Annotated in this window: 2 protein-coding genes and 1 pseudogene; 1 reads left to right on the forward strand and 2 read right to left on the reverse strand. The window is 72.9% G+C overall.

The window, feature by feature from the left end; translation table 11 throughout:
• Positions 1-29: 29 nt before the first annotated feature.
• Together M1203_RS13125 and M1203_RS13140 are read right to left on the reverse strand one after the other, a co-directional pair.
• Positions 30-9,665 (reverse strand): type I polyketide synthase, encoded by a 9,636-nt coding sequence (locus tag M1203_RS13125; RefSeq protein WP_308404868.1) that lies wholly within the window; start codon positions 9,663-9,665, stop codon positions 30-32.
• A 44-nt stretch (positions 9,666-9,709) separates the two neighbouring features.
• Positions 9,710-13,819 (reverse strand): annotated as a pseudogene (locus tag M1203_RS13140) (type I polyketide synthase); the annotation flags it as partial.
• A 260-nt stretch (positions 13,820-14,079) separates the two neighbouring features.
• Here M1203_RS13140 and M1203_RS13145 point away from each other — a divergent pair.
• Positions 14,080-15,522 (forward strand): glycosyltransferase, encoded by a 1,443-nt coding sequence (locus M1203_RS13145; RefSeq protein WP_249949813.1) that lies wholly within the window; start codon positions 14,080-14,082, stop codon positions 15,520-15,522.
• The last annotated feature ends 1 nt before the right edge of the window (position 15,523 follow it).

The following is a 15,523-nucleotide window of genomic DNA, read 5'->3' on the forward strand; positions in this document are numbered from 1 at the left end:
CCAGGGGGGCGGACGTCGCCTCGGGTGGACTACATCTCGGTGGCGAGCCGCAGCAGGCTCTCGGCGTCCATCTCGTCGAGCGAGTCCTCGCCGTCGGGGGCCGGGGCGGTCGCCTCGGTGGTGTCGGCGGTGGCGAGTTCGAGCACCATGTCCAGAAGTCCCGCTGTGCGGAGCCGGCTGATGGGAACGGAGGCGAGGGCCTCGCGGATCTCCGCGTCGGGATCGTCGGCGCGGTGCTCGTCGGTCCGCCCGGGGGCGGTGCCGAAGAGCAGCGAGCCGATGTGCTGGGCGAGGGCGGCCGGGGTCGGGTGGTCGAAGACCAGGGCCGCCGGCAGCGGCAGGCCCAGGGCCGTCCGCAGCCGATTGCGCAGTTCGACCGCGGTCACGGAGTCGAAGCCGACGTCGCGGAAGGCGCGGGCGGCGGGGATGGCGTCGGCCGCGTCGTGGCCGAGCGTCGCGGACGCCTCCGCGCGTACCGCTTCGAGCAGGGCGCGGTCGCGTTCGGCCGTGGCCAGGGTGTCGAGCCGCCGCCTGAGCGGCGGGACGGCGGGTCCGCCCTCGCCGACGGGCGCTTCGTCGGAGGCGGCGAGCGCCCTGCTCGCCTCCGGGATCCCGGAGAGCAGCGGGCTGGGCCGGGTCGCGGTGAAGCTGGGTGTGAACCGCTCCCAGTCCATCAGCGTCACGGTGAGCGCCGTGTCGTCGTCCTCCAGCATCCGCTGGAGCGCGGCGATGGCCAGCGGCGGTTCCATGGGCATCACGCCCTGGCGCCGCAGCCGTTCGTGGACTTCGTCGACCGTGGCCATGCCGACCTCGGCCCAGGTGCCCCAGGCGACGGACGCGGCGGTCAGGCCCTCGGCCCTGCGGTGCTCGGCGAGGGCGTCGAGGAACGCGTTGGCCGCCGCGTAGCCGGGCTGGCCGCCGCTGCCCCAGGTCGCCGCGCCCGAGGAGAACAGCACGAAGGCGTCCAGGTCGAGGCCGCGGGTCAGCTCGTGCAGATGCAGGGCGGCGGTCAGCTTGGACCGCATCAGCGCGTCCAGTTGGTCCAGCGTCAGTGACTCCACGGTGGCGTCGCCGTCGGCCACGCCCGCCGCGTGGAACACGGAGGCGAGCGGGAACTCCTCGGGGATGGCGGCCAGTACGCCGGCCAGCGCCTCGCGGTCGGCGGCGTCGCAGGCGGCGATGGTGACGCGGGCGCCCAGGCCCTCCAGTTCGGCGCGGAGCGCCGCCGCGCCGGGCGCGGCCTCGCCGCGACGGCTGGTCAGCACCACATGTCCGGCGCCGCGTTCGATCATCCAGCGGGCGATCCGGCCGCCGATGCCGCCGGTGCCGCCGGTGATCAGCGCCGTACCCCGGCCCCGCCAGCGGCGCTCGGGGTGGTCGGCGGTGGGCGCGGCGTGGGTCATACGGCGGCCGTAGACCCCGGACGGGCGGATCGCGAGCTGGTCCTCCCCGTCCAGGCCCGCCAGGACGGCCGTCAGCCGGGCCGTGGCGCGCGCGTCCGGCGTCCCGGGCAGGTCGACGAGACCTCCCCAGCGGTCGGGGTGCTCCAGCGCGACCACCCGGCCGAGGCCCCACAGGGCGCCCTGTACGGGCCGGGTGAGCCGGTCGTCCCGCCCCACCGACACGGCGCCTCGGGTGGCGCACCACAGCGGGGCGCGGAGCCCCGCGTCGCCCAGTGCCTGGACGAGGGTGAGCGTCAGGGCGAGTCCGGCGGGTACGGAGGCGTGGTCCGGGTGGCGCTCCTCGACGGGCGCGAGCAGGGACAGTACGCCGGCGAACTCCGTACCGTCCGCGGTCAGTTCCGCGATCCGCTTGGCCCAGGCCGCCCGGTCGGTGCCGTCGGCGGTCGCGCCCTCGGCCTCGAACCGGACCGTGTCCGGGCCGAGCGCGGCCAGCGTGGCGGCGATCCAGGCGTCGTCGGCGCGGCCGGCCGGGACCACCGCGAGCCAGCGGCCGGCGGGTGCGGTGGTGGCCGGCTCGTTCAGCCGGGTCCAGTCGACGCGGTAGCGCCAGGCGTTGACGGCGGAGCGCTCACGCGACCTGGCCCGCCACGCGGACAGCGTGGGCAGGACATCGCCGAGCGAGGAGCGCGCGCCGTTGGCGCCGACGCCGAGTTCGTCGGCCAGGGACTCCAGGTCCTCGCTCTCGACGAGATTCCAGAACGCCGTGTCCGCGTCCGTGCCGCCGCCGCTGCCGACGGCGCCGGTCCCGGCCAGGGGTCCGGGCTCCGGCCAGTACCGGCGGCGCTGGAAGGCGTATGTGGGCAGCTCGACCGGGACGGCCCCGCCGGCGGGGAACGCCGCGCGCCAGTCCACCGCGGTGCCGTGCGTGTACGCCTCGGCGAGGGAGGCGAGGAAGCGCCTGAGGTCGCCCTCGTCCCGGCGCAGGGTGCCGAGCACCACCGCCGAGTCGGCGACGGCCTCGGCCACCGACTCCTGGGTCTCCTGGATGGGGGCGGCCAGCACGGGGTGCGGGCTCATCTCGATGAAGACGCGGTGTCCGTCGGCCAGCAGTGCCCGGGTCGCCTCCTCCATCCGTACGGTCCTGCGCAGGTTGGTGTACCAGTACGCGCCGTCGAAGGCGGCGTCCGTCAGCCGGGCGCCGGTCACCGTCGAGTAGAACGGCACGCGCGGGGCCCGCGAGCGGACCGGTGCGAGCACGCGGGAGAGTTCGTCGCGTACGGCCTCGACGTGCGCGCCGTGCGAGGCGTAGTCCACCGACACCTTGCGGGCGCGCACGCCCTGCTGTTCGCAGTCGGCGAGCAGTTCGTCGAGCGCCCCGGCGTCGCCGGAGACGATGACCGAGGAGGGGCCGTTGACGGCCGCGACCGAGAGCTGTTCGCCCCACGGTTCCAGCAGCGCGGTCACCCGCTCGACCGGCGCGGCCACCGACATCATGCCGCCGAGGCCGGAGAGCCGGGGCAGGGCCTGGCTGCGCAGGGCCACGACGGCGGCGGCGTCCTCCAGGGTGAGCGCGCCCGCCACATGGGCGGCGGCGATCTCGCCCTGCGAGTGGCCGACGACGGCCGACGGCTCGACTCCGTACGAGCGCCACAGCGCGGTGAGGGCGACCATCATCGAGAACAGCGCGGGCTGGACGACATCCACGCGTTCGAGCAGCGCGGGGTCCCCTTCGCCGCCCAGGACGTCGTGCAGCGACCAGTCGATGTACGGGGCGAGCGCGTCGGCGCAGGCGTCCACGGCCTCCCGGAACACCTCGGAGCGCGCGAGCAGTTCGCGGCCCATGCCCCACCACTGCGAGCCCTGGCCCGGGAAGACGAACACGGGTCCTGTCGAGCCCTCGCCGACGGTGCCGTGGACGACGCCCGCCGCGCTCCGCGCGGTGGCCAGCGCTTCGAGGGAGTGCAGGAAGTCGCTCCTGCTCCGGCCGAGCAGTACCGCGCGGTGGGTGAGGGCGGAGCGGGTGGTCGCCAGCGACCAGCCCACCCGGGTGGGCGAGAGGCCGGGGTCGGCGTCGGCGAGGGCGAGCAGCCTGGCGGCCTGGTCGCGCAGCGCCTGCTCGGACTTGGCCGAGACCAGCCACGGCACGACGCGCTCGTCGTCGGTCTCGGCCTCGGCTTCGGCCGCATCCCCGGGCGCCGACGTCTCATCGGCCGCTGGCGCCTCCGCCGGGGGCGCCTGTTCCAGGATCAGATGCGCGTTGGTGCCGCTGATCCCGAAGGACGACACGCCCGCGCGCCGCGGCCGGTCGGTGTCCGGCCACGCGGTCTGTCCTGTCAGCAGCTCCACCGCGCCGGAGGACCAGTCGACGTGCGACGAAGGGACGTCGGCGTGCAGCGTTCCGGGGAGGACGCCCTCGCGCATGGCCATCACCATCTTGATGACGCCCGCGACTCCGGCGGCGGCCTGCGTATGACCGATGTTGGACTTGAGCGAGCCGAGCCACAGCGGACGCTCCGGGTCCCGCTCCTGACCGTAGGTGGCCAGCAGCGCCTGCGCCTCGATCGGGTCACCGAGCTTCGTGCCCGTGCCGTGCGCCTCCACCGCGTCGACCTCGGCGCCGGTCAGTCCGGCGTTGGCGAGGGCCTGGCGGATGACGCGCTGCTGGGAGGGGCCGTTGGGGGCCGTGAGCCCGTTGGACGCGCCGTCCTGGTTGATCGCCGAGCCGCGTACGACCGCGAGGACGCGGTGGCCGTTGCGCCGGGCGTCCGACAGCCGCTCCATCAGGACGACACCGACGCCCTCCGCCAGCGTCATCCCGTCGGCGGCCTCGGAGAACGGCTTGCAGCGGCCGTCGAGCGCGAGCGCCCGCTGCCTGCTGAAACCCACGAAGGCGTGCGGGGTGGCCATCACGGCCGCGCCGCCGGCCAGCGCGAGTGAGCTCTCGCCGCCGCGCAGCGACTGGCAGGCCAGATGGATCGCGACCAGCGAGGACGAGCAGGCGGTGTCGACGGTGACGGCCGGGCCCTCGAAGCCGTACAGATAGGACACCCGGCCCGACAGCACGCTGGCCGCCGTGCCGGTGACCATGTGTACCTCGGAGCCCTCGGCGCCGTTCTGCACGCTGGTGGAGTAGTCCTGGTAGCTGGCGCCGATGAAGGTGCCGACGTCGCTGCCCCGCAGTGAGTCCAGATCGATCCCGGCGCGCTCGAAGGCTTCCCAGGAGGTCTCCAGCAGCAGGCGCTGCTGGGGGTCCATCGATACGGCCTCACGCGGTGAGATGCCGAAGAAGCCGGGGTCGAACTCCGCGGCCTCGTGCAGGAAGCCGCCCCGGGTGGAGTAGGTCCTGCCCTGTCGGTCGGGGTCGGGATCGTAGAGCCCCTGGGCGTCCCAGCCGCGGTCGGCGGGGAACTCGGAGATGACGTCCGCGCCGTCCAGCGCGAGCCGCAGCAGCTCCTCGGGGGAGCCGGCGCCACCGGGGTAGCGGCAGCTCATGCCGATGATGGCGATGGGGTCGGAGTCGTCGGCGGCGGCTCCGGTTCCGGTTCCGCCGGGCGCGGTGCGGGCCGCCACGGCCCGCTCCTCGCCGCCACCCAGGGCGGCGGACTTCAGGAAGCCCGCGAGCGCGACCGCGTTCGGGTAGTCGAAGACCATGGTCGACGGCAGGGTCAGCCCGGTGGCGGCGACGACGCGGTTGCGCAGATCCACGGCGGTGACCGAGTCGAAGCCGATGTCGCGGAAGGCGCGCCGCTCGGGGAAGGACTCGGCCGAGGCGTGGCCCAGGACGGCGGCGGCTTCCGCACGGACCAGGGTGAGGAGCAGGCGTTCCTGTTCGGGGCCCGGCAGTTCGCGCAGCCGCGCCGCGAGATCGCTCGTCTCCGGCCGTCCGCCGCTCTGCTCGGCGGTGCCGGTGAGCTGACGGGCGACCTCGGGGACCTCGTCGAAGAGCCGGGTGGGACGGCCGGCGGTGAAGACCGGGTAGTACGTGTCCCAGTCGATGTCCGTGAGTCCGATGACGGTCTCGTCGTCGTCCAGGACCGTGCCGAGACCGCTCAACGCGAGCCGTGGGTCGAGATATTCGAGGCCGCTGCGGCGGATGTGGTGCGGGTCGGCCAGCTCGCGTTCGATGTCGTCGGGCCACTTGCCCCAGTGCACCGAGGTGGTACGCAGACCACGGGCGCGGCGGCTGACGGCCAGCGCGGAGAGATAGGCGTTGCCCGCCACATAGGCGGCGTGGTGGCCGCTCCCCCACATGCCCGCGGTGGACGAGTAGAGGATGAAGTCGTCGAGTTCTTCGCCGTCGAGCAGTTCGTCCAGGTGCTGGGCGCCGGTGACTTTGGCGTGCACGACATCGGAGAAGGACTCCATCGTGGTCTCGGCCAGGGTGTGGAGCTCGATGACGGCGGCGGTGTGGATGACCGTGCGTACGGTACGGCCCTGGGCCTTGAGGTCCCCGAGGAGCGCGGCGACGGCTTCGCGGTCGGTCACATCGCAGGCGACGGCGGCGGCTTCGGTGCCCGACGCGGCCAGTTCCGCGACCAGTTCGGCCGCGCCCGGGGCCTCGATGCCCCGGCGGCTGGCGAGCACCACATGCTCCGCGCCCCGGCCGGCGAGCCAGCGGGCGAGATCGGGGGCGAGGGTGCCCGAGCCGCCGGTGACCAGTGTCGTACCGCGCGGTGTCCAGGTACGGGAGCGGGGCCGGGACGGGTCCTGCCCGTCGGCTCCGGCGCGGACGATACGGCGGGTGAAGACGCCCGAGGCGCGTACGGCGAGCTGGTCCTCGTCGCCCAGCGCGCCCGCGAGGGCGGAGACGACACGCCCGGCTGTGCGCTGGTCGAGCGTCGGTGGCAGATCGATGACGCCGCCCCACCGCTGGGGGTGTTCGAGTGCGGCGGTCCAGCCGACACCGGCGACCTGGGACTGCACCGGGTGGGTGAGCGCGTCGGAGCGACCGGTGGAGACCGCGCCCCGGGTGAGGAACCAGAGGGGCGCCTCGATTCCGGCGTCGCCCAGGGCCTGGACCAGCGAGACGGACAGCGCGAGGCCGACGGTGAGGCCCGGGTAGCGCTCGCCGCGCTCCTCGGCGGCGGCGAGCGTCGAGACGATCCCGGTGAACTCGCCGATTCCGGCGAGCCGTTCGGCGAGGGCGGCGCGGTCCGCGTACGGCTCGTCCAGGACCAGCCGGGTGACGTCGGCGCCCGCGTTCTCCAGCAGGCCGACGGTCTCGCCGTCGTCGGTGCCGGCGGCGGAGACGACGAGCCAGCCGCCCGTCAGTGAGCGCTGCGGAACGGAGCTCACCGGCGCCCAGGTCACCCGGTAGCGCCAGGAGTCGACGGTGGAGCGGTCGTTGCGGGACCTGCGCCAGGAGGAGAGCGCCGGCAGGACGGCGGCCACGGAGTTCTCGTCCGTGCGCAGCGCGGTGGTGAGCGCGGGGAGATCTTCCCGCTCCACGGCCGCCCAGAACTCGGCGTCCAGCGGGTCGACGGTGTCGGCCCGGTCGAGCACGGCGGGGATGTTCCAGAAACGCTCGTGCTGGAAGGCGTAGGTGGGCAGTTCGACCCGGCGGACGTCCGTGCCCGCGAAGAGTCCGGCCCAGTCGACCTCGATGCCGCGTACGAACACCTCGGCGGCGGAGAGCAGGAAGCGCCCGAGCCCGCCCCGGTCACGCCGCAGCGTGCCGGTGGCGACGGCCGGTTCGCCGTACGCCTCGGTCATGTCCTGTACCGACATGGTCAGTACGGGGTGCGAGCTGACCTCGATGAAGGCGCGGTGTCCGGCGGCCAGCAGATCCCCGACGGCTTCCGCGAACCGCACTCTCTGCCGCAGATTGCGGAACCAGTACCCCGCGTCCATCCGCTCGGTGTCCAGCCAGTCACCGGTCACCGTGGAGAAGAAGGGAATGTCGCAGGCGCGCGGGGTGACCGGGGCCAGGACATCGAGGAGTTCGTCACGCAGGTGCTCGACCTGTGCGGAGTGGGAGGCGTAGTCCACCGCGACCCGGCGTACCCGTACGTCCTCGGCCGTCAGCCGCGCCGACAGCTCGTCGAGCGCGCCGGGTTCACCCGAGACGACGACCGAGTGCGGCCCGTTGACGGCGGCCACCGACACCCGGCCCGACCAGGTCTCCAGCAGTCGCTCCAACTCGTCGACCGGCAGCGGAACGGACATCATTCCGCCGTGGCCCGCCAAGGTGCGTCGGATCGCCTGGCTGCGCAGCGCGACCACCCGGGCGCCGTCCTCCAGCGAGAGCGCGCCGGCGACCACGGCCGCCGCGATCTCGCCCTGTGAGTGGCCCACGACCGCGGCGGGCTCCACGCCGTGGGAGCGCCAGAGGGCGGCGAGGGAGACCATCACGGCGAAGGACGCGGGCTGCACCACATCGACGCGCTCCAGCGACGGGGCGTCCGGCGCCCCGCGCAGCACGTCCTCAAGCGACCAGTCCACGAACGCGCCGAGGGCGGCGGCGCATTCACCGACGCGCCGGGCGAAGACCGGTGACTCCGCCAGCAGTCGGGCGCCCATTCCGGCCCACTGCGATCCCTGTCCGGGGAAGACGAACACCGTCTTGCCCTCGACATCGGCCGCGCCCGAGACGAGATCCGTCCAGGACTCGCCGGTGCCCAGCGCCCTTGCTCCGGCGAGGAGTTCGGCGCGGTCCGCGCCGACCACGACCGCGCGGTTCTCGAAGACCGAGCGGGAGGAGAGGAGGGAGTGGGCGATGTCGGCGGGTCGCGGCGACGGGTCGGTCTCCAGCCGGGCCACGAGCGCGCTCGCCTGGGCGCGTACCGCCGCCTCACCGCGAGCGGACACGATCCAGGGCAGGGCGGGGCCCGTGAAGGGCTCCGGAGCGTTCGTGTCCCCTTCGGCGACTCCGTCCGCCTCCGCCTCCGCCGGCGCCTGCTCCAGCAGGGCGTGGGCGTTGGTGCCGCTGATGCCGAACGAGGACACCGCGCACCGGCGCGGCCGTCCCGTCTCCGGCCACTGGACCTCCTCGGTCAGCAGCCGTACCGCGCCCGAGGACCAGTCGACATGTGACGAGGGGGTCCCCACGTGGAGTGTTCTGGGCAGTACGCCGTTGCGCAGTGCCATCACCATCTTGATGACGCCCGCGACTCCGGCGGCGGCCTGCGTATGACCGATGTTGGACTTGAGCGAGCCGAGCCACAGCGGACGCTCCGGGTCCCGGTCCTGACCGTAGGTGGCCAGCAGCGCCTGCGCCTCGATCGGGTCACCGAGCCTGGTGCCCGTACCGTGCGCCTCCACCGCGTCCACATCGGACGGGGACAGTCCGGCCGTCGCCAGGACCTGACGCACCACCCGCTCCTGGGAGGGGCCGTTGGGGGCGGTGAGCCCGTTGGACGCGCCGTCCTGGTTGACCGCGGAGCCGCGCAGCACGGCCAGCACCCGGTGCCCGTTGCGCCGTGCGTCGGAGAGGCGTTCCGCGACGAGTACGCCGACCCCTTCGCCCCAGCCGGTACCGTCCGCGTCGTCGGAGAAGGCCTTGCACCGTCCGTCGGGGGCGAGGCCGCCCTGCTTGCTGAACTCCACGAAGACGGAGGGCTCGGTGAGTACGGTGACGCCGCCGATGACGGCGAGCGAGGACTCGCCGTTGCGCAGCGACTGCGCGGCCACATGCAGGGCGACCAGCGACGACGAGCAGGCGGTGTCGACGGTGATGGCGGGGCCTTCGAGCCCCAGGGTGTAGGCGAGCCGTCCCGAGAGGACACTGGCCGCCGTACCGGTCAGCGCGTGTCCCTGGAGTTCACCGGCCGCGGCGGCCGAGGGCGCTCCCCAGTGGTAGGCGCCCACGAACACCCCGGCCCGGCTGCCGCGCAGCGCGGTCGGGGCGATCCCGGACCGCTCCAGGGCCTCCCAGGTCACTTCGAGCAGCAGCCGCTGCTGGGGGTCCATGGCGATGGCCTCGCGCGGGGAGATACCGAAGAAGTCCGCGTCGAATTCGGCCGCCTCGTAGAGGAATCCGCCTTCGTGGGTGGCGCTGTTTCCCTCACCGGTCCCGGTGAGCCGGTCGAGATTCCAGCCGCGGTCGGCGGGGAATCCCGATATGGCGTCGCCGCCCGACTGGACGAGTTCCCAGAGGGCTTCCGGGGAACGTACGCCTCCGGGCAGCCGGCAGCTCATTCCGACGATGGCGATGGGCTCATTGTTCTTGTGCTCCAGTTCGCCGATGCGCTGCCGCGCGCGGCGGAGATCGGAAGTGACCCGCCTCAAGTAGTCGACGACTTTGTCCTGCTGATCTTCTGGCACCGGTCCGTCCTCATCATCGGGTCGCGAACGAAAGCAACAATTCTCTATGTGGTTTCGAACTCTTCATCGATGATGTCGAGCAGTCTGTCGACCGACACCGTCTCGATGTCCTCGCCGGAAACGCGCGGTGCGGGGGGCGTGGATTGTCGAAGGGTGGAGATGATTTTCTCCAGGCGGTCGGCGATCACCTGGCGTTCCGAACCGTCCGAGGACACCGCGTGGATGACGGACTCGAATCTGGTGAGTTCGTCGTCCGCCGATCCCGTCACCGGGGCGGCGGGCGCGGTGAGCATCGCCGCGAGATGGTCGGCGATCCGTACGGGCGTCGGGAAGTTGAAGACGAGCGTGCTGGGCAGCGCCCGGCCGGTCAGTGCGCCGAGCCGGTCGCAGAGCTCGACGCCCGCGAGCGAGTCGAAGCCCATTTCCTTGAAGGCGTGCCGGGCGCCGATGGCGTCGGCGCCGCCGTGTCCGAGGACCGCGGCGGCCTCGGTCCGCACGAGATCCAGCAGCTGCCGCGCCCGCTTGGCCTCGGGCATCCCCTCCAACCGCTTGACCAGGGTGGGGACGTCTCCGTCCCGTACACCGGGCTTGGCGGCGGGCGGCCGGGTGGTGCGGGTGGCGGCGGACTCCGTACGGGCTCCGCTTCTGGGCACCGCCCGGTCGGGCAGCGACTCCTCGGCGGTCAGCGGGCGTACGCGCAGCGTCTCGACCGTGAGCACCGGGGTGCCGGAGAAGTCCGCCGCCGTCAACTCCAGCTCGGAGCAGTCGCCGTCGCCGACACCGCCGTCGTCGCGCGGGGTGAGCCGTACGCGCAGCGCGGAGGCCCCGAAGGCGTGCAGGGACACGCCACGCCAGCGGTCGGGCAGAGCGCCCTCGGCCGTCATGGCGGCGTGCCGCGCGGCGTCCAGCAGGGCGGGATGGAGTCCGTACGCCTCCGCGTCGGTCACCTCGGCGGGCAGGGCGACCTCGGCGAAGGTCTCGGCGCCGCGCCGCCACAGCGCCCGCAGCCCCTGGAACACCGGGCCGTAGTCGAAGCCGCGGTCGGCGAGGTGTTCGTAGTGGTCCTCCAGGTCCACCGGCTCGGCGCCCGCGGGCGGCCAGGTCCCCGTACCGAAACCGAGGTCGGCGGCGGTGCGCGGCTCGCCGGGGACGGGGGTCAGGACGCCGGTCGCGTGCCGGGTCCATGGCGCGTGGACGGCGCCCTCGGGCCTGGAGTGGACGGTGACGGTGCGCCAGCCGATGCCGTCCGCCGTGCTCAGGCGTACCTGCACCCGTACGGAGCCGTGCTCGGGCAGGACGAGGGGTTCGGTGAGGGTCAGTTCCTCTATCCGGTCGCAGCCCGCCTCGTCGCCGGCCCGGATCGCCAGCTCCAGCAGGGCGGTTCCCGGCAGCGTGATCCGTCCGGCGATCGCGTGCTGGGCCAGCCAGGGGTGGGTACGGGTGGAGAGCCGTCCGGTGAACACCAGGCCCTCGCCGTCGGCGAGTTCCAGGGTGACGCCGAGCAGGGGATGTCCGGTGGCGCCCGTGCCCTGATCCGCCGCGCCGGCCGGTGGCGGGGCCGGCCAGAAACGCTCGCGCTGGAAGGCATAGGTGGGCAGATCGACCCGGCGGGCGGGCGTGTCCGCGAAGAAGGCCCGCCAGTCGACCGGGACTCCGGCGGTGTGCAGCCGGCCCAGCGTGGCGACGAGGGCGGCTTCCTCCGTACGGTCCTTGCGCAGCGCGGGTACGACGGTCATGCGCCGGGCGGTCTCGCCGAGGCTGTCCTTGGCCATCGCGGAGAGCACGCTTCCGGGGCCCAGCTCCAGCAGGACGTCCACGTTCTCCTCGCCCAGCGCCCTGACGCCGTCGGCGAAGCGCACGGGCCGGCGTACATGCCGCACCCAGTACTCCGGCGTGCGCAGCCGCGCGCCGGCCGGTTCGCCGGTGAGGTTCGAGACGACCGGTACGGCCGGCTCGTGGAAGGTGAGTGTTTCCACGACGCGCCGGAAGTCCGCGAGCATCGGGTCCATCAGCGGCGAGTGGAAGGCGTGCGACACCGGCAGCCGGTTCGTCCTGCGCCCGAGGCCACTGACGTGTGCGGCGATCTCCAGGACCGCGCTCTCCTCGCCCGCGACGACGACGGACGCGGGCCCGTTGACGGCGGCGATGGAGACCCGGTCGGCGCGGCCCGCGAGCAGGGGAAGGATCTCGTCCTCGGCGGCCTCGACGGCGATCATGGCGCCGCCCGTGGGCAGCGCCTGCATCAGCGCGGCGCGCGCGGCGACCAGCCGGCAGGCGTCGGGCAGCGAGAACACTCCGGCCACATGGGCGGCCGTGATCTCGCCGATCGAGTGGCCGCCGACCACGGCGGGGCGCACGCCCAGGGACTCCACCAGCCGGAACAGCGCCGTCTCGACGGCGAACAGCGCGGGCTGGGTCCAGCCGGTGAGGTTGAGGGTCTCCGGGTCGTCGCCCCACATGACCGTGCGCAGCGGCCGGCCGAGATGTCCGTCCAGCTCGGTCAGCACCTCGTCGAGGGCGCGGGCGAAGACGGGGAAGCGTGCGTACAGTTCGCGTCCCATGCCCAGGCGCTGGCTGCCCTGACCGGGGAAGAGGATCGCGGTGGTGCCGTCGCCCGCCTCGCCGCGGGCGGCCTCCGTGACGCCCCGGCCGTCGGCGAGCAGCACGGCCCGGTGCCGCAGCGCGGCCCGGCCGGTCGCCAGGGAGAAGCCGATGTCGACCGGCGCGATGCCGGGGGCGTCGGCCATGTACTGCGTGAGCGCGGCCAGTTGGTCCTTCAGCGCGGCTTCGGTCCTGGCCGAGACCGGCCAGGGCACCACGGCGGGCACGGTGTCCGGTTCGGGAGCGGACGCGGCCGGTTCGCCCGCGGCCGGGGCCTCTTCGACGATCAGATGCGCGTTGGTACCGCTGATCCCGAACGACGACACGCCCGCGCGCCGGGGCCGGCCGGCCGCGGGCCACGGGACCGGCTCGGTCAGCAGCTCGATGGCGCCGTCCGTCCAGTCCACATGGGAGGTCGGCTTGTTCACATGGAGGGTGTGCGGCATCAGTCCGTGCCGCATGGCCAGCACCGTCTTGATGAAGCCCGCGACCCCGGCCGCCGCCTGGGCGTGTCCGATGTTCGACTTGAGGGAGCCGAGCCGCAGCGGACGCCCCGGGGCACGGTCGCGGCCGTAGGTGGCGAGCAGTGCCTGGGCCTCGATCGGGTCACCCAGCCTCGTACCGGTGCCGTGTGCCTCGACCAGATCGATATCGGCTCCGCTGAGGCCCGCGTCGGCCAGCGCCCGGCGGATGACGTCCTCCTGGGCCCGGCCGCTCGGGGAGGTCAGTCCGTTGGACGCGCCGTCCTGGTTGATGGCGCTGCCGCGGATGACGGCGAGTACGGAGTGCCCCTGGGCGCGGGCGTCGGAGAGGCGTTCCAGTACGACGATGCCGACGCCCTCGGCCCAGGCGGTGCCGTCCGCGTCGTCGGAGAACACCTTGCAGCGTCCGTCGGGGGCAAGCCCGCCCTGCCGGGAGTAGCCGACGAAGCCGACCGGGGTGGACATCACGGTGACACCGCCGGCCAGCGCCATCGTGCACTCCCCCGCGCGCAAGGAGCGCGCCGCCCAGTGCAGGGCGACCAGCGAGGAGGAGGAAGCGGTGTCGACGGTGACCGCCGGCCCTTCGAGACCCAGGGTGTAGGCGAGCCGTCCGGACGCGACGCTGGGGGAGAGTCCGGTCATGGCGTGGCCCGCCAGGTCCTCCCCCGACCGCTGGGTGACGGTGGCGTAGTCCTGGCCGTTGGTGCCGACGAACACACCGGTGCGGCTGCCGTGCAGCGCGTACGGGTCGATCCCGGCCCGTTCGACGGCCTCCCAGGAGGTTTCGAGCACCAGCCGCTGCTGCGGGTCCGTGGACACCGCCTCGCGGGGTGACATGCCGAAGAATCCGGCGTCGAAGTCGGCCGCGTCGTACAGGAATCCGCCGTGGCGGGTCACACTGCGGCCCGGTCCCTCGCCGGCCAGCGCGTCCAGGTCCCAGCCGCGGTCCGCCGGGAAGCCGGAGATCGCGTCACGGCCCGTACGGACCAGCTCCCACAGCTCCTCGGGGGAGCGCACGCCGCCCGGACAGCGGCATGCCATCCCGACGACCACTACCGGGTCTTCGTCGGCTCCGATCGTCATGACGTTGCACACCCCTAGGGAAAGTCGGGCCTCGGACACCTCTCCGTGCCGGATCGTATGGGCGGCAACGCTGTACTTTTCCCTAAGGAATTCAGCGGCCCCCGGCGGAAGACTAGGGATTCTCCGGAGCGTGGCGTGAGACCAAGTAACTGTTCCGCTTCCTCGCGCGGCGCGGCCACCCGGCGACCGGCCGTGTGGGTACCTGTGGCACCGAACGCTCCGGCTGCCACTTCCGAAGGGTGTTGTCCATGAGCTCGATTCGGCGGCCGATCCTGTTCGTCAGCTATGCCGAAAGCGGTCTTCTCAACCCGCTGCTCGTACTGGCGGAGGAATTGTCCCGCCGCGGGGTGGAGGATCTGTGGTTCGCGACCGACGAAAAGGGTCGGGCCGATATCGGGGCGGCCAAAGCGGGAACGCCCGTGGAGTTCGCGTCACTGGGCGAGGTGGTGTCCGAGATGTCGGCCGTCACCTGGGACGACGAGACCTATCGGGAGGTGACCCAGCGTTCGCGGTTCAAGGCGCATCGCGCGGTCATCAAGCATTCCTTCGCCCCGGAGTCCCGGGTGGAGAAGTACAAACGCCTCGAAGCCATTGTCGATGAGGTGAAACCGGCTCTGATGGTCATCGAGTCGATGTGCCAGTTCGGGCACGAGCTGGCCATCACGAAGAAGATCCCCTTCGTGCTCGGCGTCCCGTTCGTACCGAGCAATGTGCTCACCTCGCATGTGCCGTTCGCCAAGTCCTACACCCCGGGCGGCTTCCCGGTGCCGCACTCGGGGCTGCCGCTGGACATGACGTTCGCGCAGCGGGTGGAGAACCAGCTCTTCCGGCTGCGGACGCTGGGGATGTTCATGACGTCCTCGATGCGCAAGGTGGTCGAGGAGGACAACCGGATCCGCGAGGAGCTGGGGATCGCGCCCGAGGCACGCCAGATGATGGCCAGGATCGACCATGCCGAGATGGTGCTCTGCTACTCGGTGCCCGAGCTGGACTATCCGTTCCCGATGCCGGAGAAGATGCGGCTGGTCGGCGCGATGGTGCCGCCGCTGCCGCAGGCGCCGGACGACGACGGTCTCTCCGCGTGGCTCGACGCGCAGGAGTCCGTGGTCTACATGGGGTTCGGCACGATCACCCGGCTGACCGGGGAACAGGTCGGGGCGCTGGTGGACGTGACGCGACGGCTGGCGGGCAAGCGCGCGGCGGTGCTGTGGAAACTGCCCAAGGAGCAGCAGGAGTTGCTGCCCCCTCGGGACGAACTGCCCGCCAATCTGCGGATCGAGAGCTGGGTCCCGTCCCAGCTGGATGTGCTGGCCCATCCGAAGGTCAAGGTCTTCTTCACCCACGCCGGCGGCAACGGCTATCACGAGGGGCTGTACTTCGGTAAGCCGCTGGTGGTGCGTCCCCTCTGGGTCGACTGCGACGACCAGGCGATCCGCGGCCAGGACTTCGGGGTCAGCCTGACCCTGGACCGTCCGGAGACCGTCGATCCGGACGACGTGTTCGACAAGCTCACCCGGGTGCTCGACGACGGCGCGTTCCGTGAGCGCGCCGAGCACTTCGCGGAGCTGCTGCGCGCCGCGGGCGGCCGGTCCGCCGCCGCGGATCTGATTCTGGGCCTCCCGGCCCTCACCGGGCCCGCTCCCGCCACCGAGGCCGCTCCCGCCGCCGAGCCCGCTCCCGCCACCGACTGAA

The organism is Streptomyces sp. 35G-GA-8 (assembly GCF_023534745.1).
Classification (GTDB): Bacteria; Actinomycetota; Actinomycetes; order Streptomycetales; family Streptomycetaceae; genus Streptomyces.